Source organism: Bradyrhizobium sp. CCGB20, assembly GCF_024199855.1.
Taxonomy (GTDB): Bacteria; Pseudomonadota; Alphaproteobacteria; order Rhizobiales; family Xanthobacteraceae; genus Bradyrhizobium.
Genome location: NZ_JANADN010000001.1, coordinates 2,764,638 through 2,789,247, shown reverse-complemented (window position 1 = coordinate 2,789,247; position 24,610 = coordinate 2,764,638). Strand labels below are relative to the sequence as shown.

Genomic DNA, 24,610 nt, shown 5'->3' with positions numbered 1-24,610 from the left:
GGGGCATTCACTTGGGGCATTCACTTGGGACAGATGTAACCTGTCCCCGCCGGCGACTTGAAGCACCCGACCGATTCCGGCAGCACTTTCTGCGGCAACCACAGCACCACGCTCGGAAAGTAGATCGCGAACGCGATCGTGGCCAGGAACACCACATAGATCGGCAGTGCGGCGCGCAAGGCCTTGGCAAAACTGATCCCGACGAACTTCGAGGCCATCAGCAGCACGAGGCCGTAAGGCGGCGTGATCAGGCCGAAGGCGAGCGTGGCGATCAGCACCACGCCCATATGCACGGCGTTGATGTCGCCGGCCTCCGTCAGGGCGTTGACCAGCGGCATGAAGATGATGATGGTCGGCACCGGCTCGATGAAGTCACCGACCACGGTGAACAGCAGCACCATCAGCAGCATGATCAGATGCGGATCGTTGCCGGCGATCGAGGTGATCCACTCGGCGATATAGGTCGCGCCGCGCAGATAAGCGAGCATCCAGCCGAAGGCGTTGGCGGCGCCGATGGTGATCAGCGGCAGCGAGAAGATCAGGCCGGCGAGACAGAAATCGTAGGGGATCTTCCTGATATGCCCACGGTTGAGCGCGGGGATGACGACGAGGATGATCCAGACCACCGCAACGACGCCGGCTTCCGTCGGCGTGAACCAGCCGGTCAAAATACCGCCGAGCAGGATCACCGGGATCATCAGCGGCAGGGCGGCGTCGCCCGCGGCGAACGCCACCTGCCGCAGCGGCGCGCGCGGCTTGCGCAGGCCGGAGGGGCCGAAGAAGTAGCAGTAGATCATCAGGCCGAAGCCGATCATCAGGCCCGGCACGACGCCCGCCATGAACAGGCCGGCGATTGAGACGTTGCCGACCGCGCCGTAGACCACCGCCGTGATGCTCGGCGGCACCAGCGCCGCGATGGTCGAGGCCGACGCGATGATCGCCGCGATGAAGGCGGGCTCATAGCCCTCGCGCTTCATCGGGCCGCCCAGCGCGCGGCTCATCACGGCGACGTCGGCGGTGGTCGAGCCCGACATTTCCGAGAAAAACATGCTGAAGACGACGACGACCTGCGACAGCCCGCCCCTGATGTGCCCGACCAGCGACACCGACAGGTTCGCGATCCGCACCACCACATTGGCCGAGCTCATGAGCTCGCCGACCAGCAGGAAGAACGGAATCGCCAGCAGCGCCTCGGAGTCCACGCCGTCGAAGATCTTCTGGATGATCGCGGCCAGCGAGACGTCGGACAAGAGCGCGCCGATGAAGACGCCGGCCATCAGCGAGAACGGCACGGGCACGCCGAGATAGCCAAACGACAGGAAGCAGATCGACATCAACGCCAGGACAATCGGTGCGCTCACGGCTGCGCCCTCATCTGGGCCTCGGTGATGACGGGTGCCCCGTCCTCCTCGGGCGGCTCGGGATGGTCAAAGCCGTTGCGCAAGCCGTTGACGAGCTGCTCGATGGTGAACAGGCCGATCAGCACGCCTGACAGCGGGATGATCGCGTAGAGCGAGGCGATCGGGGTGCCCGACGGCAGGCGGAAACTGCCGAAGCCGCGGAGATAGTTCTGATAGCCGTACCAGACCAGGCCGAAGGCGACGCCGAGCACGACGAGCCGAATGATCACCTCGACGATCAGGCGCGGTGTGCCGTGCATCGCCTCGGAGATCGCCGTGAGATAAAGATGATCGTTGCGCCGGGTCGCGGCCGCGGTCCCGACGAAGATCGCATAGATGAACAGCGTCGAGGTGACTTCCTGAAGCCACAGCCAGGGATGGCCGATGGTGCGGGTGACGATGTCGGCGGTCACCGACAGCGAGAAGCCGAAGCACAGCACGCCGCAGAGGATCATCAGCGCAAGCTCGAGCCAGTCGAGCCAGCGCCATTTGAGGTGGCGCTGACGCTGAACGAGCAGTTTATCGGCGATGGCCATCAACTCCCCCCGTCGTCCCGGAGCTATCGGATGTGACAGCTGGAAGCTGCCGATCGTGCTCGGCCTGCATGGTTCGAGACGCCCGCCTTGGCGGGCTCCTCACCATGAGGGTCTAAGATCTCGCCGCAACACGCGACCTCATTCTGAGGGCCCGCCGGAGGCGGGCGTCTCGAAGGATGGCCGCAAGCCCCCTAGTTGACCGACCGGATCAAATTCTTGATCTTCTCGGCATGCGGGCCGAGCTCCTTGGCGAGCTTGTCGAGATAGGGATCGGCGACCGCCGTGAAGCTCTTCTTGTCGACGTTGTCGACGACCTTGACGCCCATCTTCTTCAGCTTCTCGGCCGCCGTGCGCTCGAGGTCGAACGCCTTCGCGGGCTCTTTCGTGCTGACCTCGTTGGCCGCGGTCTGCACCCACTGCTTCTGCTCGGCCGACAGGCTCTGCCAGAGCTTGTCGGAGACGAACACCAGCGCGTTGTTGGCCTCGTGCTCGGTGATGTTGAGGACCGGCGCGACCTCGTAGTGCTTGTTGACGAGGTAGACGTTGATGCTGTTCTCCGCGACGTCGACCACGCCGGTTTGCAAGCTCGTGTAGACGCTGCCGAAAGGCATATGCACGGTCTGGGCGCCGTAGGCCGGGAACATGGTGTCCTCGGTCGCGGTCGCCTGGACGCGGATCTTCAGCCCCTTGATGTCGCCGACATTGTGGATCTCCTTCTTGGAGTACATGTGGCGCACGCCCTGCGAACCCGTCGCGATGACGTGCAGGCCCTGCGTGGTCTCGTCGATCATGGTTTTGAGCGCTTCGAACACGCGGGGATCGGCCAGCCCCTTGATCACATGGTTCTCGTCGCGGAACAGATAGTGCAGCGACATCACGCCGGCCTGCGGCGAGATCGTCGCGGTGTTGGCCGAGGAGATGATCGCGAATTCGATGTCGCCGGCCTTCACGAGCTGGAGCACCTGCGGCTCCTGCCCGAGCTGCGCGCCCGGATACTGGTCGATGATCATGGTGCCTTTGCTCAATTCCTTGAGCTTGTCGGCAAAGAGGTCGCCCGCGATCGAGTAGCCGGTGTTGCGTGGCTGGTCATAAGCGAAGCGATAATGCTTCACCTCCTGCGCCCCGGCCCCAGTGACGAAAAGCATGGCGGCCGCAGCCGCCAACCCACGCATGGATCGTGCAATCATCGTCTCCCCCTGTTTTATCGCCCGCCGCTTTAGCGGTCTGAGCGCGCGATCGAGTGGTCGATCAACCCTTCCCAGTCGTCTTGCCAGTCCTCTGCATGAAATCGAAGTCGCAGCCCTCGTCGGCCTGCATGATGGTCTCGTTGAACAGCCAGGCGTAGCCGCGCCGTGCCTCCTCCGGCGCAGCAGCCGGCTTCAATGCGGCGCGCCGACGCTCCAGCTCGGCGGCATCGACCAGCAGCTCGATGCTGCGCCTGGCAACGTCCAGGCTGATCATGTCGCCGTTCTTCACCAGCGCCAGCGGCCCGCCGACGGCGGATTCCGGGGTGATGTGAAGCACGATGGTGCCGAAGGCGGTGCCGCTCATGCGCGCATCGGAAATGCGCACCATGTCCTTGGTGCCGCCGCGCGCGAGCTTCTTCGGGATCGGCAGATAGCCGGCCTCCGGCATGCCGGGCGCGCCCTTCGGGCCGGCATTGCGCAGCACCAGCACGTCGTCAGAGTTCACGTCGAGCTCGGGATCGTCGACCCGCAGGGTCATGTCCTCGACGGATTCGAACACCACCGCGCGCCCGGTGTGCTTCAAGAGCTTCGGGCTCGCCGCCGACTGCTTGATGACGGCACCGCGTGGCGCGAGATTGCCGTGCAGGACCGCAAGGCCGCCTTCCTTCTTGATCGGATTGTCGCGCGAACGGATCGCGTCCTGGCCGGGCACATCCTCCGCGTTCGCGACGACATCGCGCAGCGTCTGACCGCTGATGGTCCTGGCGTCGAGATCGACGAGATCGCCGAGCTGCGCCAGCAATTTGGGCACGCCGCCGGCGTGGTGGAAGTGCTCCATATAGTGTTCGCCGGACGGCTTGAGATCGACCAGCACCGGCACCTCGCGGCCGATCTGGTCGAACACTTCGAGATCGAGCCGGTGGGGCGAGCGATGCGCCATCGCCGTCAGATGGATCAGGCCGTTGGTCGAGCCGCCGATCGCCTGGAGCACGACCTGTGCGTTCTTGAAAGAAGAAGGCGTCAACAGTTCGCTCGGCTTCGGCCCCTTGGTCTTGGCCATCTCGGCGGCAACCCTGCCGCTGGCCTCGGCCAGGCGAAAGCGTTCGGCATGCGGCGCCGGGATGGTCGCGCTCATCGGCAGCGACAGGCCCATCGCTTCGATCATGCAGGCCATGGTCGAGGCCGTGCCCATCACCATGCAGGTGCCGACCGACGGCGCGAGGCGTCCGTTGACCGCCTCGATCTCGGCATCATCCATTTCGCCGGCGCGGTACTTGCCCCAGAGACGGCGGCAATCGGTGCAGGCCCCCAGCACCTCGCCCTTGTGATGGCCGACCACCATGGGGCCGACGGGAATGACCACGGTCGGCAGGTCGGCGCTGATCGCGGCCATCACCTGCGCCGGCAGCGTCTTGTCGCAGCCGCCGATCACGATCACCGAATCCATCGGCTGGGCCCGGATCATCTCCTCGGTGTCCATCGCCATCAGATTGCGCAGGTACATCGAGGTCGGATGCGCAAAGCTCTCGGCGATCGAGATGGTCGGAAACACGAACGGCATCGCCCCCGACAGCATCACGCCGCGCTTTGCGGCCTCGATGATCTGCGGGACGTTGCCGTGGCAGGGATTGTAGTCGCTATAGGTGTTGGTGATGCCGACGATCGGGCGCTCGAGCGCGTCGTCGGAATAGCCCATGGCCTTGATGAACGCCTTGCGCAGGAACAGCGAGAAGCCGGCATCGCCATAGCTCGTCAGGCCCTTGCGCAAACCACTCGTCATCATGCCACTCCTTACGTTGCCATTGTGGTACAGGCTGCCCCTCGATTGTCAATAAGATTGGTCCATATTGTCGCGCTTTCTGGCCTGAGGGGCCTGTTGCGACACGAATTATTGACAATCTGTCCCTTCCCTGCTCCACAGGGCTGACCGGCCGAAGCCGGAGGCTGAGGGCATGTCCGACATTCGCACCGCTGAGGCAATGCCGGTCCGGCGCGACGACCCGGACGACGTCGTCGCGCGGCTGGAGGAGGACATCATCTTCGGCCGCCTGCCGCCGGGCGCGCGCCTGACCGAGGACGCGCTGATGTCGCGCTACGGCACCTCGCGCCACTTCGTGCGGCAGGCCCTGGTGGATGCGGAGCGTCGCGGCATCGTCCGCCGCGAGAAGAACGTCGGCGCCACCGTGCGGTTCTACTCGGCCGAAGAGGTCCGGCAGATCTACGAGGTGCGGGAGATGTTGACCCGGCAGGCCGCGTTGATGATCCCCCTGCCCGCACCGCAGGGCCTGATCGACGAATTGACTGCGCTACAACGCGACTATTGCGCGAAGGCCGACATCCGCGACCTGCGCGGCATTCACGAGGCCAATGACGCCTTTCACGTCGCCTTGTTCGCAGCCTGCGGCAATCCCTATCTGGTGCGCTCGCTCCAGGACTACATGAACCTGACGCTGCCGATGCGCGCGAAGAATCTCGCTGACCGCGAGGGCCTCGCGCAGTCGCGGCGCCAGCACGAGCTGATGATCGAGCTGCTCAAGGGCCGCGACAGCTGGGCGCTGGCGCAGCTTTGCGTCGACCACATGCAGTTCAGCAAGTCGGATTATCTGGCAAGGATTGGTAGCGAGGCGAGCTAGCTCGGCCCTTCCTTCGCCTGTCCCGGCGCGGTGCGAGCACGAGCCGACGATCGGACCAGTCGGCAAACTCCTGATGCAGGCATCATCACGGAACGCCGCTGCCCCGGGCGCGTTGGAAGGCCAAGCTCAGCCTCGGTCTTGAGGGTCTGCGGAGCGATGCGGGCCGGTTTGTTCATCGCACTGATTGCAGCGGCCTTGCTCGGCGGGCAGGTCCAGGATTCCCTTGCACAAAAGCGGCCGCCCGCTTCTCCGAGCGAATCCACGAAGACGTCTCCGAGAAAGGAAGTCACCCCCAGGAAGGAAACGGGACGATCTGCGGACCCCTATACTGTGGGTTTCGTAACCGGCACGCCGCAATGCACTGAATTCGCGATCGCTCAGGACATTGCGACTACGCTCGCCAGCGGCCAAGAGACCGGCCCTCGTGGCGAGGTCGCCTTGCGGGTCCTGCCCATCGTGGGAAACGGCGGTATCCGCAACGTCCTTGATGTGCTGACCCTGGCGGGTGCTGACGTGGCGATCGCGCCTGTCGTCCTGGTCGATCGCCTGCGGGAGACAAGGACCTTCGGAGATATCTCTGGAAGGCTGACCTACATTGCCCCGCTTCATGTCGAAGAGTTCCATCTTCTCGCGCGGCCGGAGATCCGAAGTCTTTCGGAGCTGTCGGGAAAGAGGGTCAATCTCGGGGAGGACGGCAGCGCCGGCGCCATCCTCGGCCGCGAAGTGTTGAACCGTCTGGGCGTCAAGATCAGCGAGTCGAACTTGGGACCGGAGGCCGCGCTGGATGGCCTGAGGAAGGGAGATCTCTCCGCCGCTCTGTTGGTCTCAGGAAAGCCGGTCAGCTTCCTGACGCAGGTCTCGCAGCTCGATGATATTCACCTCCTGCCCATCCCCTACTCCAGCGAGCTACTGCAAGAAGCTTATCTGCCATCGACGCTTCGCCATCAGGACTACCCGAATATCATCGCGGCCGAAGCAAGCGTCGACACGATCGCGATCCAATCCGCTCTCTTCGCCTACAACTGGCCGAGCGGCAACGAGCGGTTTCGGTTGCTGGAATTCTTCGTTCAGACATTGTTCTCGCGCTTTCCAGAATTTCTGGGCGACGCACATCACCCCAAATGGCGCGAGGTGAACCTGGCCGCGCAGCTCCCCGGATGGCGACGATTCCGACCGGCAGAGCGGTGGCTCCAGCAGCAATCCGGTGGCGAGGCCGCGCTTCGCAAGGCGTTCGGCCGCTTCATCGAGGAAAAGCCAACCGCTAATCCGCCAGACCGCGAAGAATTGTTCAGAGACTTCTTGCGCTGGAGAGAGCGCAATCCGGCCAAGTGATCAAACCTAGGCAAGCAACCTCGGGAGGTGTCGATGCGCAAAGCGCTGGTGAGCGCAGCCCTGGTTGCGCTGCTCGCCTTGATCGCCGACGTGAGGCGTCCCGCCGCCCAATTTGCTCCCTTCTGGCCGGCAGCGCCGCAGCAGCTCCCACCGGCCACCGCGCCAGCGGCCGACAATGTCGAGCAAACCAGGACAGCTCCGCACCGAAGCAGCACGGCGCCCAGGAAGCACAAAGTCGTTCGTCCGCCTCCAAATCAGCTGAAGCTCGCGACGAAAAACGGGTACGAGCGGGTCAGCGATCTCGTGAACTTCCCGAAGTTCTTTCCGGGCCTTGGCATCATCTTGGTCAAACCCGACACTTTGCCGCTGGGGCCATTCCTGTGCTTCGATCGCAGGGACCGCCTAATCGCGACCGTGTACATGGTCCCGAATAAGGACATCGACGATCACAAGTCATTGGAGGGGGCGGGGTCAGCGCGGCCAGTTGACCACGTCAGCATCTACTTCAACCCCGGCCACCCCGGCGTGGATGTGCCGCATTACCATCTGGTGCTCTGGCACGTGACCAGGAAACAGGAAGCGCGCGTTGCAAAATGAGGTCGGGCCCTTCTTGCTGGATCCGACTGCAGGGAAGAAGTGCGATGGGGTTCGCTTCGCTCTACTCATCCTACGACGGGCGTTTAGTACCGTCTCAGCAGGCCGCGATCCACGCTGGTATCGCCATAGTCGGCGCAGGCCCCTTTCGGGTCCTTGATCAAGTCTGCCCGGACGCGCCTGAACGTTTTGCCCGCCGTCTCGGACACCTCGGGGCGGAATTTACCGGGATCGTAGCTCTCGCCATCGCGGGCCTTGATGGCCGCAGCATAGGCGTCGATCAAGGCCATCGCCGCATCGGGGCTGCCGAGAAGCCGGGCGCCGAGCTGAACGCCGCCGGCACCGTCGACCTCGTAGCCGACGCATCGTTGCTCCAGCACCGCGGATGCGGTGACGAGCTGATCGAGGAACGTCGCTTCGGCATTGCTGAGTGCTGTAGCACGCGCTGGTCCTGATGCGATTCCCGACACGATCATCCCGAGCACAGCAACGACTGGGAGGGCGACTTTCAAGCGCGGCTCTGGCGTCCGACGACGAGCCCGTACACAAAGAGAAGGATGATCGCTCCTACCACGCTCCCGATGAACCCGGCCCCCTCCCCGAACCGATACCATCCCACGGCCTGACCAAGCCAGGTCGCAACGAACGCACCGACTATTCCGAGAACCGTCGTCAAAATGAACCCGCTGGGCTCAGATTTGTCGCCGGGCATGATGAACTTCGCGACCACTCCAACGATAAATCCGATGATGATCGTCCAAAGGATACCCATTTTCATCGCTCCATTCGGCCAATTCGTGCATCAGCGTCTGACGGAACGCGTGATCGTTTGAAGAGCCAGACCATCCCAGGGGCAACGTTGATCTAGATCAAGCAGCTGCCCGGCGCCGGCTGGCTGGAATACGATCCGACCAACAGCCCGAGTGCCGGCTTCGATCTCATTCCGGTGGCCATCGCGCGGCATCCGGGCCATGCCGTGCCGCTGGCCGGCTCGTGGTTCGGCGATCCCGGCGACTATCTCGGCATGTCGATCAATGTCGCCGTCAACAAGATCGGCGAGATGCTCGATCCTTCGGAGGGCTAGGCTGCCGGGAGATGGTTTATCGCAACAACACAAAGGGACATGGGCTGGCCGACGCCATCTCCGTGCCATTCGAGGTCCTGAAGGGCAGGATCCGGCAGCTTTATGAAGGCGACACTTTCGGCTGCATCAGATTCCGATACGCCTTGCTCGTGCTCGATATCGTCACGGTTCTGTTCATCATCGCGACCTCGTTCCTGCCGCGCAACAGGGCCATCGAGACGCTCGATGTCGTGTTCGGTGTCTTGATCCTTGCGGACTTCGCCGCACGAATGATCATCAGCCGTCAACCGCTACACGAGCTCGCGCGGCTTTCGACCTGGACCGACATCGTCGTCATCATTTCGTTCCTTGCGCCGCTCGCCGGAGAAGCCGGCGGCTTCCTGCGCGCATTTCGAACATTGCGGCTGCTGCGCGACTATCAGATGGTGGCGCGGCTCCGGATCGACAGTCACTTCTTCCGGCGGAACGAGGAGGTCGTCTTTGCCGTCGCGAACCTCGGCGTATTCATTTTCGTGATGACGGGAATTGTCTACGAGACCCAGAGGTCACACAACCACCAGATCGCCAACTATGCCGACGCGCTCTACTTCACGGTCACCGCACTGACCACGACCGGCTTCGGCGACATCACCTTGCCAGGCACCGTCGGACGCCTGATCACCGTCGTCATCATGATCTTCGGCGTGACTCTTTTTCTGAATCTCGCCAAGGCATTGCTCGCGCCCTCCAAGGTCCGCTTCCCCTGCCCGGTCTGCGCTCTGCAGCGCCATGATGTCGACGCGGTGCATTGCAAGGCCTGCGGGACCGTACTGAACATTCCCGACGAAGGCCTCGACTAGGCTCCCGGCGCGAGTGCCGGCGGGCCCTCCTCACCCCGCACGCGGGGCGAGGAAGCGCATGGCGGCCTACCGCTTCTTCCAGTCGATGATCCGGCTCGGGTCGGCGTCGAACTCCATGCTGCAGAACGCGCCGCCCTGGAAGTAATCGCCGACCGGATCCGGCTTCAGCTTGGCCTGCTCGGCCATCGCGTGCTCGCGGAAATCCTCGGCGCGGCCGGTCGGGCGATAGCCGAATTCGTAGGCGCGGTGGTTGTCCCACCAGGCGCGCTCGTTCAGCGAAGCGCCGTAGAACACCTCGAAATGGATGTCGGGATGTTCGAGCCCGATGCGGCAGAGCTGCACGAGGTCGTCGGGCTTGAGCCAGATCGAGAGCCGGCGCTGGTCGAGCGGCATGTCGCCGAAATTGCCGATGCGCAGGCAGGTCACCTTCAGCCCGTGCTTGTCGGCGTAAAGCGCGCCGACCGCCTCGCCGAACACCTTGCTGACGCCGTAGCGCCCGTCAGGGCGCGGGGTGACGTCGGTGCCGATCTTGTGGTGGCGCGGATAGAAGCCGACGGCGTGGTTCGAGGACGCGAACACCACGCGCTTGACACCCTTGCGGTAGGCAGCTTCGAACAGATTGTAGCCGCCGATGATGTTGGCCTGGAGGATCTGGTCCCAGGTGCCTTCGACCGAATAACCGCCGAAATGGATGATGCCGTCGACACCCTCGCAGATTGCTTCGCACTGCGCGAGATCGGCGAGGTCCGCCGCCTTGAATTGCTCGTTCGCGGCGAGATCGGCCGGCGGCTTGATGTCGGAGAGCAGGAGATCAGGATAGATCGGCGGCAGCAGTTTTCGCAGGCTCGTGCCAATTCCGCCCGAAGCTCCCGTCATCAAAATACGCGGCATGTTGTCCCTCACCGTTGGTGTCCGATTTGCCGTCACGTGTCTCTAATGATAGCAGGATTGTCCAGAGGGAACGAAACGAGAGAACCGACATGAATGAGGCATCGTCCCAGGAGCGGCCAGGCTGGCGGCCGGCGACCTGTTACCCCGATCCGGCCATTCATGCGCTCGATCCCCGCTTCGAAAAATACTGGCTGAAGCTTTCGGCGGTGGAGCGGCTGGCGACCGGCCTGCGCTGGGCCGAGGGCCCAGTGTGGTTCGGCGATGGGCGCTATCTCTTGTGCAGCGACATCCCGAACCAGCGCATCATCAAATGGGAAGAGGAGACCGGTGCGGTCAGCGTGTTCCGGAAACCCTCCAATTTCGCCAACGGCAACACGCGCGACCGTCAGGGCCGGCTCGTCACCTGCGAGCACGGCGGGCGCCGCGTGGTGCGCACCGAGTATGACGGCAGCATCACCGTGCTGATGGATTCCTTCGGCGGCAAGCGGCTGAACTCGCCGAACGACGTCGTGGTGAAGTCCGACGGCTCGATCTGGTTCACCGACCCGACCTTCGGCCTGCTCGGCAATTACGAGGGCTACAAGGCCGAGCCCGAGATCGAGCCGAACGTCTATCGGCTCGATCCCGCGACGCGCGAGGCGACCATCGTCGCCGAAGGCGTGCTAGGTCCGAACGGGCTGTGCTTCTCGCCCGACGAGAAGATCCTCTACGTCGTGGAATCGCGCGGGGTGCCGAACCGCAAGATCCTCGCCTATGACGTCTCGCCTGACGGCACCACGATCTCCAACAAGCGTGTCCATATCGATGCAGGCCCGGGCACGCCGGACGGCATGCGCTGCGACATCGACGGCAATCTCTGGTGCGGCTGGGGCATGGGCGATCCCGAGCTCGATGGCGTCGTGGTGTTCGCGCCCGACGGCGTCATGATCGGGCGTATCGCATTGCCCGAACGGTGCGCGAATGTCTGCTTCGGCGGCGTCAAGCGCAACCGCCTGTTCATGGCCGCGAGCCAGTCGATCTACGCGCTGTATGTGAATACGCAGGGCGCGGTGGGGGGATAGGTCTTCGCAGCGACGGTCCCGTAGGGTGGGTTAGGCGAAGCCGTAACCCACCACTGTTTACCTCCGCGGACACAAAAGAGGTGGATTACGCTTCGCTAATCCACCCTACGAATTCAGTCTCGTAGGGTGGGCAAAGCGCAAGCGTGCCCACCACTTCTTGTTCGTCGCGAAATGGTGGGCACGTCGCTTGCGCTCCTTTGCCCACCCTACGAGATCTCTCCTCCGTCATTGCGAACAAAACAAAAAAACGCCGGAGCGGTTGCCCGCTCCGGCGTTTGTTTGTTCAGGCGCGAAACCTTACGCCGCGTTGAAGCCGGCAACGGCCTTCACTTCGAGGAAGTCCTCGAGGCCGTACTTGCCCCACTCGCGGCCATTGCCCGACTGCTTGTAGCCGCCGAACGGCGCGGTGCGGTCGTTGGGCACGCCCTGGAGGTTGACGTTACCGGCGCGGATCTGCCGACCGACGCGCTTGGCGTCCTCGACCGAAGCGCCCGTGACGTAACCCGCGAGGCCATACGGCGTGTCGTTGGCGATCTGCACCGCATCGGCTTCGTCCTTGGCGCCGATGATGGTCAGTACCGGTCCGAAGATCTCTTCACGGGCGATCGTCATGTCGGGCGTGACGTCGGCGAAGATGGTCGGACGGACATAGAAGCCCTTGTTGACGCCCTCGGGCAGGCCCGGGCCGCCGGAGACGAGCGTTGCGCCCTCGTCGATGCCCTTCTTGATCAGCCCCTGGATCTTGTCCCACTGGCCGCGGTTGACGACCGGGCCGATGGTGGTGCCTTCGGCGCGCGGATCGCCCGCCTTGGTCTTGTCGGCGACGGCCTTCGCGATCGCGGCGACTTCCTTCATCTTCGACAGCGGCACGATCATGCGCGAGGGCGCGTTGCAGGACTGACCGGAGTTGTTGAACATGTGCATCACGCCGCCGGTGACCGCCTTCGTGAGGTCGGCGCCTTCGAGGATCACGTTCGGCGACTTGCCGCCGAGCTCCTGGCTGACGCGCTTCACGGTCGGCGCCGCGCGCTTGGCAACGTCGATGCCGGCGCGGGTCGAGCCGGTGAACGAGATCATGTCGATGTCGGGGTGCTCGCTCATGGCGGCACCGACCTCGGGGCCGAGGCCGTTGACGAGGTTGAACACGCCCTTGGGCACGCCGGCTTCATGGAGGATTTGCGCGAAGATCAGCGCCGAGGTCGGGGTGAACTCCGACGGCTTCAGGATCATGGTGCAGCCGGCGGCGAGCGCGGGCGCGACCTTGCAGGCGATCTGGTTGAGCGGCCAGTTCCAGGGCGTGATCATGCCGACCACGCCGATCGGCTCGCGCAGCACCATGGCGGTGCCGACGGGCTCCTCGAAATGATAGTTCTTGAGCACGTCGAGCGTGGTCATGAGATGGCCGAGGCCGGCGCCGGCCTGGAGCTTCTCCGCCATCGGCAGCGGCGCGCCCATCTCGTCCGAGACGGCGGCGCCGATCTCCTTGAGGCGGCCCTTGTAGATCTCGATGACTTTCGTGAGCAGCGCGACGCGCTCCTCGCGGCTGGTCTGGGAGAAGGTTGCAAAGGCGCGCTTGGCAGCAGAGACGGCCTTGTCAACGTCAGCCTTGGAGCCCAGCGCAACCTCGTACATCGCCTCTTCCGTCGCGGGATTGACCACGGCGGTGGACTTCTTGACGGCGGGATCGACCCAGGCGCCGTCGATGTAGAATTGCATGCGATTGACCATCGTTAACCTCTTCTTGGGGGCTTGGTGGGGGCGTTTCGGCAGGCATCCTTGCACGAAAGCGCCGGCAATTGAACCCGCCATATGCGGGGCCAGCGTTGCGGCGGACGGAGGTTATATGAGCCGATGGCGGGAACGTGGCAAGGTCGCACAACATCGACATTCCGGGACGCGGCAAAGCCGCGAGCCCGGAATGACAGGGTAGTTACCCCGACTACACCGCCATCTTGCGATGGGCGATCGGCGCGCCCGCGGTGAGGCTTTCCGCCGCATCGATGATGGCGTTGGCATCGAGGCCATAGTGGCGGTAGAGGTCGGCGATCGTGCCGGTCTGGCCGAACTGCTCGACGCCGAGCGCCTCGACGCGATGACCGCGGACACTGCCGAGCCAGCCGAGCGCGGACGGATGCCCGTCGATCACGGTCACGATGCCGCAGTCACGCGCCAGCGGCGCCAGCAGCTTCTCGATGTGGCTGAGGTGCTGCACGCCGCGCCGGTCACGGCGCAACTTTCGCGCGGCGGTCCAGCCCGAATGGAGGCGATCAGCCGAAGTGATCGCGAGCAGGCCGATGTCGCGCCGGCTTTCGCCGATGAAGCCGGTCGCCTCGATCGCTTCGGGCGCGACCGCACCGGTATAGGCGATCACAAGCTCGGCATTCGGGCCCGGCTTGCGCAGCCAATAGGCGCCGTCGGTGACGCCCTGCGCAAGCTCGGGTGTCATGATCCGCTGGGCCTGCTCGATGCTGCGCGTCGAGAGCCGCAAATAGATCGAGCCCCCCTCGCCCGGATCGCGCTGCATGTGCTCGAAGCCCCAAGCCATGATCACCGCGAGCTCGTCGACGAAAGCCGGCTCGAACGAGGCGAGCCCATCCTGCGCCATGCCGATCAGCGGCGTTGCGATCGACTGATGCGCGCCGCCTTCGGGCGCGAGCGTGATGCCCGATGGCGTTGCCGCCACCATGAAGCGCGCGTCCTGGTAACAGGCATAGTTCAGCGCATCGAGGCCGCGCTCGATGAAGGGATCGTAGAGCGTGCCGACCGGCAGCAGCCGCTCGCCGTTGATCTGGTGCGACAGGCCGAGCGCCGAGAGCATGATGAACAGGTTCATCTCGGCGATGCCGAGCTCGAGATGCTGTCCCTTGGGCGAGAAGTCCCAATTGAACGTGGACGGAATTTTCTCGCTGCGGAATAAGTCCGCCTTCTCGCCGCGCGCAAACAGCCCGCGCCGGTTCACCCACGGACCGAGATTGGTCGAGACGGTGACGTCGGGCGAGGTCGTGACGATGCGCCTCGCCAACTCGCTGTCGCTGCGCGCGATCTCGTTCAGCACGAGGCCAAAGCCCTGCTGGGTCGACATCTGCGCCGACGGCTTGAACGCGAGTTGCTGCGGCACCTCGATGACAGGCGCGGTTAGCCGGCGGCCGTCCTGGTTGAACGGCACGCGCGCGAGGAAGGCGTCGAGCTCGGCCGCGGATTGCGCGAGGCCCTCATATCTGTCCCATTCGTGCCCAGGCCGGATGGCCTGGCTGTCGCGAAACTTCTCCATCTGCGCGACCGTCATCAGGCCGGCGTGATTGTCCTTGTGGCCCTGGAACGGCAGGCCGACGCCCTTGATGGTGTAGGCGATGAAGCAGACCGGGCGATCGTGGTCGATGGATTCGAACGCTTCCACCATGCTCGCCATGTCGTGGCCGCCGAGGTTCGACATCAGCGCCAGCAGCTCCTCGTCGCTGCGCTTGTCGATCAGTTTGGTAATCGGGCCCTGGTCGCCGATCTCATCGTGCAGATGCTTGCGGAAGGCGGCGCCGCCCTGGAAGCACAGAGCCGCGTAGAGCGCGTTCGGGCAATTGTCGATCCAGCGTTTCAGCGCCTCGCCGCCGGGCTCGGCAAAAGCCTCGCGCATCAGCCGGCCATATTTCACGATCACCACGTCCCAGCCGAAATTGCGGAACATGGTCTCGAACTTTTCCCAGAGCCCTTCGCGCACGACGGCGTCGAGCGACTGGCGGTTATAGTCGACCACCCACCACGTATTGCGCAGGCCGTGCTTCCAGCCTTCTGCAAGGGCTTCGAAAATATTGCCCTCGTCCATCTCGGCATCGCCGACGAGGGCAATCATCCGCCCCTCGCGGCGATCCTTCATCCAGCCGTGCGCCTTGACGTAGTCCTGCACCAGCGAAGAGAACAGCGTCTGCGCGACGCCAAGGCCGACCGAGCCGGTCGAGAAGTCGACGTCGTCGACATCCTTGGTGCGCGAGGGATAGGACTGCGCGCCCTTGAAGCCGCGAAAATTCTCCAGCTTCTCGCGGCTCTGCCGGCCGAACAGATACTGGATCGCGTGGAACACCGGGCTCGCATGCGGCTTCACCGCGACGCGATCCTCCGGCCGCAGCACATGGAAGTACAGCGCCGACATGATGGTCGCGAGCGAGGCGGACGAGGCCTGGTGGCCGCCGACCTTGAGGCCATCCGTGTTCGGGCGGACGTGGTTGGCGTGGTGGATGGTCCATGACGACAGCCACAGCGCCTTGCGGGCCAGCGCGGTCAAGGTGTCGAGACGGGCGGAATCAACGGGCATGGCAATGCTCCCGGAAACAGGTACCGGATGATACGCCTGCGGGCGGCGCCAAACTTCTCAATTTTTCGCGCCATACCCTCGAATATTGGGATATTTTACCAGGATAACCCGGCAGAATACAGGTTCCATCCCAATGCCCGAGCTCGACGCCATCGATCGAAAAATCCTCGCTTTGCTCCAGAACGACAGCCGGCTGACCATGCAGGAACTGGCCGACAAGGTCGGGCTCTCGGTCTCGCCCTGCCACCGCCGGGTCAAGCTGCTGGAGGAGCGCGGGGTCATCTCGCGCTATATCGCGACCGTCGACCAGAAGGCGCTGGGGCTGCATGTCAGCGTCTTCATCTCGATCAAGCTGGCCCGGCAGAAGGAGGAGGACCTCAACCGCTTCGCGCGCGCGATCTCGAAATGGGACGAGGTTTTGGAGTGCTATCTGATGACCGGCAACCGCGACTATCTGCTGCGCGTGGTGGCCGCCGACCTCGCCTCCTACGAGACCTTCCTGAAGACCAAGCTGACCCGGCTCGACGGCATCGCCTCGATCGAGTCGAGCTTCGCGCTGAGCCAGGTCAAATACTCGATCGCGCTGCCGGTGTGACGGCGATGGTGTCACATGGATGAAACAAACGCCGGGGATGGTCATTTGACGATTGTCCCGTAGCGAGAGCCGTAGCCATGACCGACGCCAGCCGCACCTCCGAAACCGCCAAGCGCGAGCGCATCCTTCAGGAGATGGCCGACGACCTCGACGAAGAGCTCGAAATGGAGCTCGACGACGCCCGTCTCGACGAGCTGCTGGACGAGACCGATGCGCCGGGACCGACGGTCGATCGCAAGCTCTATTTCCGGGAACTGCTGCGGCTCCAGGGCGAGCTGGTCAAGCTCCAGGACTGGGTGCAGAGCGAGAAGAAGAAAGTCGTGGTGCTGTTCGAGGGCCGCGACTCCGCCGGCAAGGGCGGCGTCATCAAGCGCATCACCCAGCGCCTCAATCCCCGCATCTGCCGCGTCGCGGCGCTCCCCGCCCCGAGCGAGCGCGAGCGCACGCAATGGTATTTTCAGCGCTACGTGTCGCACCTGCCGGCCGGCGGCGAGATCGTGCTGTTCGACCGCAGCTGGTACAACCGCGCCGGCGTCGAGCGCGTGATGGGCTTCTGCTCCGAGGAGGAGTACCAGGAGTTCTTCAAGTCGGTGCCGGAGTTCGAGCGAATGCTGATCCGCTCCGGCATCATCCTGATCAAATACTGGTTCTCGATCACCGACGACGAGCAGCAGTTCCGCTTCACCATGCGCATCAAGGACCCCTTGAAGCAGTGGAAGCTGAGCCCGATGGACGTCGAGGCCCGCAGCCGCTGGGAGGCGTACACCAAGGCCAAGGAGACGATGCTGGAGCACACCCACCTGCCCGACTCGCCCTGGTGGATCGTCGATGCCGTGGACAAGAAGCGCGCCCGCCTCAACTGCATCTCGCATCTGCTCAGCCAGATGCCGTACCAGGAGGTCGCGCGCGCGCCTGTGGTGTTGCCGCCGCGCGTGCGAAATCCCGACTATCACCGCGGACCGATTCCCGCGGAGATGCACGTGCCGTCGAAATATTGAGGGAGGTCCCGTAGGGTGGGTTAGACGAGCAGACGCGCGAAGCATCTGCTCGTCTAACCCACCTCCTCTGCCGCCACCGCAAGAGAAGTGGTGGGTTACGCCAGCGGACTGCGCTTCGCGCAGCCGCAGGGCTAACCCACCCTACGCAGCAAAAGTCATCTCCACGGCTGCACGATGATCTTCGTGTGCGCCTCGGGATTGGCGAGGTCGGCAAACGCTTTGGCGACGCCATCGATGCCGACCTCGGCGGTGACCATCGCGGCGGCATCCACCTGCCCTTCCGCGATCAGCCGCAGCGAGGCCGCGAATTCATCCGGCGTGTAACCGAGCACGTACTGGACGTTAAGCTCCTTCATGATGCCGAGCATGGGCTCGCTCCTGTCGCTCTCCATGCAGACGCCGACCACGACAATGCGGGCATCGCGCGGCGCACCCTCGAACACCTGCTGCAACAGGCCGGGCACGCCGACGCATTCGAAGATGATCGCGGGCTTGAGCGCCGGCAGCATGGCCTGGAGCGGCGGCCGCGCCGCCTTCTCGGCGTCCGACATCTGTGCGTGCTCGGCCCAGGTCGCATAGGGCTGCGACACCCTGGGATCGACCACGATGTCGGCACCGAGTTTTGCCGCGAGTGCACGACGCGTCGGCGAATAGTCGGCGGCGACGATCGGATGCAGGCCCTTGATCCTGAGCGCGGCGATCACCGCGAGCCCGACCGGCCCACAGCCGATCACGAGCGGCACCTCGCCGCCGCTAATGTTGGCCTTCGCCACGGCGTGGACGCCGACGGCGAGCGGCTCGGTCAGCGCGGCGTGCTCCGGCGCAAGCCCGTTGGGCACTTCGAGCAGCAGCGGCTCGCTGAGCAGCATCGCCTCGGCATAGCCGCCGATATTCTCGTTGGAATAGCCGATGCCCTCGATGCCCTGCGCCGTCACCAGGGCCGGCAGCGAGCAGACGCGCGTACCCGGCTTGAGCTTGCGCGCAGTACCCGGGCCGTAATCGACGATCTCGCAGCAAAACTCGTGGCCGAACACGACGTCGCGGGTGAGGTCCATCGGCTTGCGCCCGGTCTTCTTCGCCATCTCCACCATGCGGTGGGCGTGCTGGCGCGCGTGAAGATCGGAGCCGCAGATGCCGCAGGCGAGCGTCTTGACCAGGACCTGGCCGTTGCCGGGCGTCGGCTCGGCCATGCGGTCGACGACAATCTCACCGTTCCTGAAAATCGCAGCGCGCATCCGGCTCCTCCCTTGTTGTTGGAGCCGTTGATAGCACGAAGCGGGACGCGCGGACTTGCGTCAGGGGTTCGGGGAACGCTCTTCCAGCACCAGGAGCTGGGCGCGGCGGATGCGCTCGCGATGGGCGATATAGAGGCCGCTGGCAACGATGAAGGCTGCGCCGGTGACGGTCCAGATATCTGGCACTTCGCCGAACAGGAAAAAGCCCAGAATGCTGACCCACAGCAATTGCGTATAGGAGAACGGCGCCAGCACCGAGGCATCGCCATAGCGATAGGCCAGCACGATGATCCACTGGCCGACGGTGGAGGCAACGCCGATCACGATGCCGAGCCCGATCGCGGTCCAGCTCGGCGTCACCCAGACAAACGGCACCATCAGGCTGAGGATCGCAACGCCCGTGAGCGCCGAATACGCCATCGTGGTGAGCACGGCTTCACGTCCGCTCATCATGCGCGTCAGGATCAGCGCAGCGGCCCAGCAGAAGGCCGAGACGATCGGAAAGAACGCGGCAGCATGAAACGCGCTTGAGCCCGGCCGCAGGATGATCATCACGCCCGTCAGGCCAATCGCGGTCGCGATCCATCGGCGCATGCCGACCTTCTCGCTCAGGAAGATGATCGACAGCGCGGTGACGAACAGCGGCGAGACGAAGCCGGTGGCGGAGGCTTCCGCGATCGGGAGGAAGCGCAGGCCGGTGATGAAGAACAGCGACGAGCCGAGCAGCGCTGCGCCGCGCATCAGCTGCAGGCCGAGGCGATCGGTGCGCATCGCATGCAGCGGCGAGCCGGGCAGCATCACCGGCGTGAACATCAGCGCGAACGTGACGAAGCGAATCCAGGTGATCTCGATCGACGGCAGGCTGGTCGACAGATACTTTGCGGTGACGTCGGAGCAACCGAGGAAGATCGTCGAGAGCAGCACCAGCGCGATGCCCTTGAAGGGATGATCGACGCGCGCAGGCGCACGGCGAGCCTCCTGCTTCTTCTCCGGCACGGGCATGGGAATACTGTCGAGCCTTGCGGCTACGGCGGGCGGCGGTGTCACGGCTGGAACCTGGGAAATACGATTCGGGAACGATCGTAAAAAACGACAAAAGCGCCGCTTTCACAACTTCCGAAAACAGGATGCCGATATGCGCTCAGGTCCTCGCGCGTCAATACTCCATTAATAATAGGCCTTTGTGCACTACAGCATGGGCAGACCGCGCGGCTTCGGACCGCGCGGAAACGCCGCATCGAGCGCCGAAATCTCCTCTTTCGTCAGCACGAGACCGCCGGCGGCCGCGTTCTCGCCGGCATGTTCCGCGGACGACGCCTTCGGAATCGCGAACACCGTAGTCGCACGGGTGAGGAAGCTCAGCGCGACCTGACGCGGTGTCGCACGACGCGCCTCCGCGATGCGCGCGAGCACGGCACCACCCTTGCTGCGCGCGTCCGGAAAATCATCGTGCCCGAACGGCGAATACGCGACTACCGCAACGCCGTGCTTCTCGCACCACGGGATCACCGCATGCTCGATCGCGCGCTCCTTGAGATGATAGAGCACCTGATTGCAGGCGATGCGGCCTGCACCGGAGACCGCGAGGATTTCGTCGAGATCGTCGGCGTCGAAATTGGAAACGCCCCAGGATTTGATCTTGCCGGCCTTCACCAGCTCCTCGAACGCGGCGACGGTGTCCTCGAGCGGATAGGACCCGCGCCAGTGCAGCAGATAGCAATCGAGACGATCGGTCTTCAGCCGCTTCAGCGAGCGTTCGCAGGCCGTGATGGTGCCGCCCCGCGAGGCGTTGCTCGGCAGCACCTTTGAGACGAGGAACACCTCGTCGCGGCGGCCTGCGATTGCATCGGCGATGACGAGCTCCGCATCGCCATACATCTCGGCGGTGTCGATGTGGGTCATGCCGAGCTCGAGCCCGCGCTGAAGCGCCGCGATCGCGCGCTTGCGGTCGCCATGGTCGAGATACCAGGTGCCCTGCCCGATGACGGAAACGCTGGTGCCGGTCTTGCCGAAGGGTTTCGTGTTCATGGTTGTCTCCGCTCTCGCTCTTTCGCCCGGGCAACCACCATCGAGCTCAAGAGTTCAATCCGCTGATGTCAGCAACCAGCACGCTGCCGGTCGCGGACTCCGTGATATAGAGCCGATCCTTGCTTGCACCACCGATGGCGACGTTGGTGCAGTTCGGCCCCGCGCACGATTTGACCCGCGCGATCAATTCGCCGTTCGGTGCGAACACGAAGACGTGGCCGAGCGAGGCGTGGCCGACGAACAGACGGCCGGCCGCATCCATCGTCATACCGTCGGGACCGCTGGTGCCGAACAGCGAGCAGAAGCGGCCGACCTTCGACACGCTACCGTCCTTCATGAACGGCAGCCGCCACACCGCGTTGTCGCGCGTCATCGCGACGAACAGCACGGTTTCACTGGGATCGAGCACCAGGCCGTTCGGGCTGATGCCGGTGTCGACAAGGCAATCCAGCCGGCCGCTCGGCGTCAGGCGATAAACACGCCCGCTGGGATCGTGCAGGCCGGTCTGGCCCTGATCGGTGAAGAAGATGTCGCCGTTGGAGGCGAGATGCAGGTCGTTGCAGCCACGGAAAGATTCCGAATTGCGCGCGGTCAGGATCGGCTTGATGCGTCCTGCCCCGGCGTCGAGCTCCATGATGCCGTGCATGTAGTCGGCGACGAGGATGCGGCCGTCGGCGGCGATCTTCAATCCGTTCGGCCAGCCCTCATATTCGATCACCAGCGACCACTCGCCATCCGGCGCGATGCGGAAGATGCGGCCGAAGGGAATGTCGACGATGTAGAGATGGCCGTCCTTGTCGAACGACGGCCCTTCGATGAAGCTATCGGTCGGCACACCCGGCCGGTTGGCATCGGCCCAATCGGTCCGCACGCCCTTGCGGCGGAACTTGTCGGGCATGGCGGAGAAGACCGTGGTCTCGATCAGGCGCGGCGGCGTTTCCAGGTACATCATTTTTGTTATGGGTGTTGATGGGGGGAGCGCGGCAGCATAGGGCACAATCGCGGGAACGTCGATTGGTGCGGAGGGCATGGCGCCCCACCCTCAATGTCATTCCCCGCGAAAGCGGGGAATCCAGTACGCCGCGGCCTCACCGCCTAATCACAGGTGTCTCGGCGTACTGGATCGCCCGGTCAAGCCGGGCGATGACGGAGGAGTATACGGGCGACGACCGAGAACGTCGCGCCTACCCCGCCGCGCCCGCCAGCTTGGCCTGCTTCACTGGCGCCACCTCTGTCGTCGCGATCAGGCGCTTCAGCTCGGGGATGCAGGAGCCGCAATTGGTGCCGGCCTTGAGCTTGGCGCCGATCTCGGCCGCCGTGCGCGCGCCGGCTGCGATTGTGTCGCAGATGGTGCCGCGGCCGACGCCGAAGCAGGCGCAAACGATGGGGCCGGTCGAGGCCGCGCCCTCCGTCGACTTGCCTGACAGCAGCATGCGGCGCTGCTCGTCGGTGACGTGATCGGCCACGAACAGGCTCTTCACCACCTCCCAGTCGCCGGCATCATGCGCGGGACCGACGAACAGGCAGGTCTCGATACGGTCGCCTGCGAACGATGCCGCGCGATAAACGCCGCCGCCGAAGTCACGATAGTCCGCGACGTCCTCGCCGGCGACGCCGCCGAGCCAGGCCGGCCAGCGCGACAGATCGGCATTATCGGCGAAGAGATAGCCGAAGCCGCCAGCGACCGTGACGCGGGTCCACAGCAGGTTCGGCGGCAGATCGAGCTGTTTGCGCGACAGCGCAAAGCCGCGGAAGACGTATTCATAAGGCGTGATCGCCGCCGGCGTGGCTTTCGATTCCGGCTGGCCCGAGAACGGGTCAGTGAAGGACTGCACGAGCGCCCCGACGCGGCCATGCGAGGCGTTCATCGCGCTCCAGTGGATCGGCGCGAACAGCGTGCCGCGCTGCTGGCGGTCGCTGACAACGACCTTCAGGATGCACTGGCCGTAATCGGTGGTGATGCGGGCGTAGCCGTCATGGACGATGCCGTATTTGCTGGCGTCGTCCGGATGGATCTCGACGAACGGTTCGGGCAGATGCGCACCCAGCCGCTGGCTGAGGCCGGTGCGCGTCATGGTGTGCCACTGGTCGCGGATGCGTCCGGTGTTGAGTCGCAGGGGGCGCGAAGCGCCGGTCTCACTACGCAGCGACGGCACCTCCGGGGCGACGAAGCGGCCCTTGCCGTCATTGGTGAAGAAGCCGCCGCTCGCGAAGAAGCGTTCACCGGACGCCGCGCCCTCTCGCGCCGGCCACTGCACCGGCTTCAAGGCATCGAAGGCCTCGTCCGAGAGCGCGGTCAGTGCGCCGATGTCGAAGTCACGGCTGCCGTCATTCTCGAAAGCAGAAAGCGCGGCATGCTCGCGGAAAATGTCGGCGGCGGATTTGTAGTTGAAGCTGTCGCCGAAGCCGAGCCGCTTTGCGGTCTCGCTGAGAATCCACCAGTCCGGCCGCGCCTCGCCCGGCGCCGGCAGGAACGAGCGCTGGCGGGAGATGCGGCGTTCGGAGTTAGTCACCGTGCCCGACTTTTCGCCCCAGGCCAGTGCGGGCAGCAGCACATGCGGCCCCGCCTCGACGGTATCGTTGGAGAGCACGTTCTCGGAAACAACGAACAGCTCGAGCTTCTTCAGCGCCTCGCGGACAAAATCCGCATCGGGCAGCGACACCGCCGGGTTGGTGCCCATCACCCACAGCGCCTTGACCTCTCCGCGGTTGATCGCCTCGAACAGCTGCACCGCCTTCAACCCTTCATGGGTGGCAATGCGCGGCGCCTTCCAGAACCGCCTGACACGGTCGATATCCGGCGGCGTGAAGTTCATATGCGCGGCGAGCTGGTTGGCAAGGCCGCCGACCTCGCGGCCGCCCATCGCGTTGGGCTGACCGGTCAGCGAGAACGGCGAAGCGCCGGGCTTGCCGATGCGCCCCGTGGCGAGATGGCAGTTCAGGATCGCGTTGACTTTGTCGGTGCCCTGCGCCGACTGGTTGACGCCCTGCGAATAAAGCGTGACGACACGAGGCGTCTCGCGGAACATCCTGAAGAAGGTGGCAACGTCCTGCTCAGAGAGGCCTGTGGCGAGCGCGGTCGCGGTGACGCTGCCGGCGATGCTGCGTGCGCGCGCCAGTGCGTCATCGAAGCCCGACGTGTTGTTCGCGATGTAGTCCTGATCCAGCGCGCCATTGTCGGCGAGATGGACGAACAGGCCGGAGAACAGCGCCGTGTCGGCGCCGGGTTTCAGGCCGAGGAACAGATCGACGTCGCTCGCGGTGTCGGTGCGGCGCGGATCGATCACGATCATCCGCGCACCGCGCTCCCCACGGTTCTTCAGCATGCGCTGGAACAGCACCGGGTGGCACCAGGCGGCGTTCGAGCCGACGAACACCAGCAGATCGGCCTGGTCGAGATCCTCGTAGCAGCCGGGCACGGTGTCCGCGCCGAAGGCGCGGCGATGACCGGCGACCGAGGACGACATGCAGAGCCGCGAATTTGTGTCGACGTTGGCCGTGCCGACAAAACCCTTCATCAGCTTGTTGGCGACGTAATAGTCCTCGGTCAGGAGCTGGCCCGAGAGATAGAACGCAACCGCGTCGGCGCCGTCGCGCGCCACGATGTGCTGCATGCGATGGGCGACATGGTCGAGCGCATCGCTCCAGGCGACGCGTTCCAGCACGCCCTTGCAGCGGATCATCGGATAGAGCAGCCGGCTTTCGAGCCCGACGGTCTCGCCGAGCGCAGAGCCCTTCGAGCAGAGCCGGCCGAAATTGGCGGGATGATCGGGGTCGCCCGCGATCGCCGCGCCGCCCTTGCCGTCCGGCGTTGCGAGCACGCCGCAGCCGACGCCGCAATAGGGGCAGGTCGTCCTGGTGGCGCGGAGCTTCGGGTCGATCGCCGTCATATCA

At 64.5% G+C, this 24,610-nt stretch carries 22 protein-coding genes; 8 read left to right on the top strand and 14 right to left on the bottom strand.

All coding sequences use genetic code 11. From position 1 onward, the window contains the following. Positions 1 to 20: 20 nt before the first annotated feature. From NLM15_RS12940 to NLM15_RS12925, 4 genes are all read right to left on the bottom strand, one after another. Complete coding sequence (locus NLM15_RS12940; RefSeq protein ID WP_254117329.1) at positions 21 to 1,361, bottom strand: TRAP transporter large permease; 1,341 nt, start codon at positions 1,359 to 1,361, stop codon at positions 21 to 23. Next, on the bottom strand, positions 1,358 to 1,936 hold the full coding sequence (locus NLM15_RS12935; protein WP_254117328.1) for a TRAP transporter small permease: 579 nt from the start codon (positions 1,934 to 1,936) through the stop codon (positions 1,358 to 1,360). Before NLM15_RS12935 ends, NLM15_RS12940 begins: the two co-directional genes overlap by 4 nt. 191 nt (positions 1,937 to 2,127) lie before the next feature. Beyond that, entirely contained in the window at positions 2,128 to 3,123 is a 996-nt protein-coding gene (locus NLM15_RS12930) for a TRAP transporter substrate-binding protein (protein WP_254117327.1), read from the bottom strand. A gap of 61 nt (positions 3,124 to 3,184) precedes the next feature. Continuing rightward, positions 3,185 to 4,903, bottom strand: a complete 1,719-nt coding sequence (locus tag NLM15_RS12925; RefSeq protein ID WP_254117326.1) for an IlvD/Edd family dehydratase — start codon at positions 4,901 to 4,903, stop codon at positions 3,185 to 3,187. 172 nt (positions 4,904 to 5,075) lie between these two features. On the opposite strand from NLM15_RS12925, the gene NLM15_RS12920 reads away from it, so the two are divergent. The 3 genes from NLM15_RS12920 to NLM15_RS12910 all read left to right on the top strand — a co-directional run bounded on the left by NLM15_RS12920 (position 5,076) and on the right by NLM15_RS12910 (position 7,685). After that, positions 5,076 to 5,756: a GntR family transcriptional regulator gene (locus NLM15_RS12920; protein WP_254117324.1), complete on the top strand. Its 681-nt coding sequence runs from the start codon at positions 5,076 to 5,078 to the stop codon at positions 5,754 to 5,756. Positions 5,757 to 5,924: 168 nt separating this feature from the next. After that, positions 5,925 to 7,088: a TAXI family TRAP transporter solute-binding subunit gene (locus tag NLM15_RS12915; protein ID WP_254117322.1), complete on the top strand. Its 1,164-nt coding sequence runs from the start codon at positions 5,925 to 5,927 to the stop codon at positions 7,086 to 7,088. Between the two features lie 33 nt (positions 7,089 to 7,121). Next, a complete protein-coding gene (locus NLM15_RS12910; RefSeq protein WP_254117320.1) occupies positions 7,122 to 7,685 on the top strand; it encodes a hypothetical protein in 564 nt (187 codons plus the stop codon). Between the two features lie 83 nt (positions 7,686 to 7,768). Here the strand turns inward: NLM15_RS12910 and NLM15_RS12905 are convergent, their stop codons facing one another. Together NLM15_RS12905 and NLM15_RS12900 are read right to left on the bottom strand one after the other, a co-directional pair. Next, the gene (locus NLM15_RS12905) at positions 7,769 to 8,158 is read right to left on the bottom strand and encodes a hypothetical protein (protein ID WP_375166939.1); all 390 of its coding nucleotides are present in this window, start codon (positions 8,156 to 8,158) and stop codon (positions 7,769 to 7,771) included. 32 nt (positions 8,159 to 8,190) lie between these two features. Further along, positions 8,191 to 8,454: a GlsB/YeaQ/YmgE family stress response membrane protein gene (locus NLM15_RS12900; protein ID WP_254117317.1), complete on the bottom strand. Its 264-nt coding sequence runs from the start codon at positions 8,452 to 8,454 to the stop codon at positions 8,191 to 8,193. A 174-nt stretch (positions 8,455 to 8,628) separates the two neighbouring features. Between NLM15_RS12900 and NLM15_RS12895 the strand changes: the two genes are divergently transcribed. Both NLM15_RS12895 and NLM15_RS12890 read left to right on the top strand, forming a co-directional pair. Beyond that, entirely contained in the window at positions 8,629 to 8,766 is a 138-nt protein-coding gene (locus NLM15_RS12895) for a hypothetical protein (protein WP_254117316.1), read from the top strand. An 11-nt stretch (positions 8,767 to 8,777) separates the two neighbouring features. Beyond that, positions 8,778 to 9,605, top strand: a complete 828-nt coding sequence (locus tag NLM15_RS12890) for a potassium channel family protein (RefSeq protein WP_254117315.1) — start codon at positions 8,778 to 8,780, stop codon at positions 9,603 to 9,605. A gap of 66 nt (positions 9,606 to 9,671) precedes the next feature. On the opposite strand, the gene NLM15_RS12885 is transcribed toward NLM15_RS12890, so the two are convergent. Further along, positions 9,672 to 10,496, bottom strand: a complete 825-nt coding sequence (locus NLM15_RS12885; protein WP_254117313.1) for an NAD(P)-dependent oxidoreductase — start codon at positions 10,494 to 10,496, stop codon at positions 9,672 to 9,674. Positions 10,497 to 10,585: 89 nt separating this feature from the next. On the opposite strand from NLM15_RS12885, the gene NLM15_RS12880 reads away from it, so the two are divergent. Then, the gene (locus tag NLM15_RS12880) at positions 10,586 to 11,557 is read left to right on the top strand and encodes an SMP-30/gluconolactonase/LRE family protein (RefSeq protein WP_254117311.1); all 972 of its coding nucleotides are present in this window, start codon (positions 10,586 to 10,588) and stop codon (positions 11,555 to 11,557) included. Positions 11,558 to 11,854: 297 nt separating this feature from the next. Here the strand turns inward: NLM15_RS12880 and NLM15_RS12875 are convergent, their stop codons facing one another. Continuing rightward, positions 11,855 to 13,285: an aldehyde dehydrogenase family protein gene (locus NLM15_RS12875; protein WP_254117309.1), complete on the bottom strand. Its 1,431-nt coding sequence runs from the start codon at positions 13,283 to 13,285 to the stop codon at positions 11,855 to 11,857. Between the two features lie 211 nt (positions 13,286 to 13,496). Further along, positions 13,497 to 15,860, bottom strand: a complete 2,364-nt coding sequence (locus NLM15_RS12870; protein WP_254117308.1) for a transketolase — start codon at positions 15,858 to 15,860, stop codon at positions 13,497 to 13,499. Between the two features lie 133 nt (positions 15,861 to 15,993). Between NLM15_RS12870 and NLM15_RS12865 the strand changes: the two genes are divergently transcribed. Together NLM15_RS12865 and ppk2 are read left to right on the top strand one after the other, a co-directional pair. Beyond that, positions 15,994 to 16,455 carry an Lrp/AsnC family transcriptional regulator gene (locus tag NLM15_RS12865; RefSeq protein WP_148737445.1) on the top strand — a complete coding sequence of 154 codons (462 nt, stop codon included), beginning with the start codon at positions 15,994 to 15,996 and terminating at the stop codon, positions 16,453 to 16,455. A 77-nt stretch (positions 16,456 to 16,532) separates the two neighbouring features. Next, the gene (gene ppk2, locus NLM15_RS12860) at positions 16,533 to 17,453 is read left to right on the top strand and encodes a polyphosphate kinase 2 (protein WP_254117307.1); all 921 of its coding nucleotides are present in this window, start codon (positions 16,533 to 16,535) and stop codon (positions 17,451 to 17,453) included. A 155-nt stretch (positions 17,454 to 17,608) separates the two neighbouring features. On the opposite strand, the gene NLM15_RS12855 is transcribed toward ppk2, so the two are convergent. The 5 genes from NLM15_RS12855 to NLM15_RS12835 form a co-directional block, all read right to left on the bottom strand. After that, positions 17,609 to 18,688 carry a zinc-binding dehydrogenase gene (locus tag NLM15_RS12855; protein ID WP_254117306.1) on the bottom strand — a complete coding sequence of 360 codons (1,080 nt, stop codon included), beginning with the start codon at positions 18,686 to 18,688 and terminating at the stop codon, positions 17,609 to 17,611. Positions 18,689 to 18,748: 60 nt separating this feature from the next. Beyond that, positions 18,749 to 19,690, bottom strand: coding sequence for a DMT family transporter (locus NLM15_RS12850; protein WP_254124225.1), 942 nt, complete (start codon positions 19,688 to 19,690; stop codon positions 18,749 to 18,751). A 186-nt stretch (positions 19,691 to 19,876) separates the two neighbouring features. Further along, positions 19,877 to 20,716, bottom strand: a complete 840-nt coding sequence (locus NLM15_RS12845) for an aldo/keto reductase (RefSeq protein ID WP_254117305.1) — start codon at positions 20,714 to 20,716, stop codon at positions 19,877 to 19,879. Between the two features lie 46 nt (positions 20,717 to 20,762). After that, on the bottom strand, positions 20,763 to 21,665 hold the full coding sequence (locus tag NLM15_RS12840; protein WP_254124224.1) for an SMP-30/gluconolactonase/LRE family protein: 903 nt from the start codon (positions 21,663 to 21,665) through the stop codon (positions 20,763 to 20,765). A 235-nt stretch (positions 21,666 to 21,900) separates the two neighbouring features. Then, complete coding sequence (locus NLM15_RS12835; RefSeq protein WP_254117304.1) at positions 21,901 to 24,606, bottom strand: nitrate reductase; 2,706 nt, start codon at positions 24,604 to 24,606, stop codon at positions 21,901 to 21,903. Positions 24,607 to 24,610: the final 4 nt, after the last annotated feature.

What these genes read in the sequence shown, in the direction of transcription:
- NLM15_RS12900 (WP_254117317.1), bottom strand. Translation starts at nt 8,454, where the DNA reads ATGGGTATCCTTTGGACGATCATCATCGGATTTATCGTTGGAGTGGTC.
- ppk2 (WP_254117307.1), top strand. Translation starts at nt 16,533, where the DNA reads ATGACCGACGCCAGCCGCACCTCCGAAACCGCCAAGCGCGAGCGCATC.
- NLM15_RS12855 (WP_254117306.1), bottom strand. Translation starts at nt 18,688, where the DNA reads ATGCGCGCTGCGATTTTCAGGAACGGTGAGATTGTCGTCGACCGCATG.
- NLM15_RS12845 (WP_254117305.1), bottom strand. Translation starts at nt 20,716, where the DNA reads ATGAACACGAAACCCTTCGGCAAGACCGGCACCAGCGTTTCCGTCATC.
- NLM15_RS12925 (WP_254117326.1), bottom strand. Translation starts at nt 4,903, where the DNA reads ATGACGAGTGGTTTGCGCAAGGGCCTGACGAGCTATGGCGATGCCGGC.
- NLM15_RS12930 (WP_254117327.1), bottom strand. Translation starts at nt 3,123, where the DNA reads ATGATTGCACGATCCATGCGTGGGTTGGCGGCTGCGGCCGCCATGCTT.
- NLM15_RS12905 (WP_375166939.1), bottom strand. Translation starts at nt 8,158, where the DNA reads ATGATCGTGTCGGGAATCGCATCAGGACCAGCGCGTGCTACAGCACTC.
- NLM15_RS12890 (WP_254117315.1), top strand. Translation starts at nt 8,778, where the DNA reads ATGGTTTATCGCAACAACACAAAGGGACATGGGCTGGCCGACGCCATC.
- NLM15_RS12880 (WP_254117311.1), top strand. Translation starts at nt 10,586, where the DNA reads ATGAATGAGGCATCGTCCCAGGAGCGGCCAGGCTGGCGGCCGGCGACC.
- NLM15_RS12885 (WP_254117313.1), bottom strand. Translation starts at nt 10,496, where the DNA reads ATGCCGCGTATTTTGATGACGGGAGCTTCGGGCGGAATTGGCACGAGC.
- NLM15_RS12935 (WP_254117328.1), bottom strand. Translation starts at nt 1,936, where the DNA reads ATGGCCATCGCCGATAAACTGCTCGTTCAGCGTCAGCGCCACCTCAAA.
- NLM15_RS12850 (WP_254124225.1), bottom strand. Translation starts at nt 19,690, where the DNA reads ATGCCCGTGCCGGAGAAGAAGCAGGAGGCTCGCCGTGCGCCTGCGCGC.
- NLM15_RS12840 (WP_254124224.1), bottom strand. Translation starts at nt 21,665, where the DNA reads ATGTACCTGGAAACGCCGCCGCGCCTGATCGAGACCACGGTCTTCTCC.
- NLM15_RS12920 (WP_254117324.1), top strand. Translation starts at nt 5,076, where the DNA reads ATGTCCGACATTCGCACCGCTGAGGCAATGCCGGTCCGGCGCGACGAC.
- NLM15_RS12910 (WP_254117320.1), top strand. Translation starts at nt 7,122, where the DNA reads ATGCGCAAAGCGCTGGTGAGCGCAGCCCTGGTTGCGCTGCTCGCCTTG.
- NLM15_RS12870 (WP_254117308.1), bottom strand. Translation starts at nt 15,860, where the DNA reads ATGCCCGTTGATTCCGCCCGTCTCGACACCTTGACCGCGCTGGCCCGC.
- NLM15_RS12865 (WP_148737445.1), top strand. Translation starts at nt 15,994, where the DNA reads ATGCCCGAGCTCGACGCCATCGATCGAAAAATCCTCGCTTTGCTCCAG.
- NLM15_RS12835 (WP_254117304.1), bottom strand. Translation starts at nt 24,606, where the DNA reads ATGACGGCGATCGACCCGAAGCTCCGCGCCACCAGGACGACCTGCCCC.
- NLM15_RS12875 (WP_254117309.1), bottom strand. Translation starts at nt 13,285, where the DNA reads ATGGTCAATCGCATGCAATTCTACATCGACGGCGCCTGGGTCGATCCC.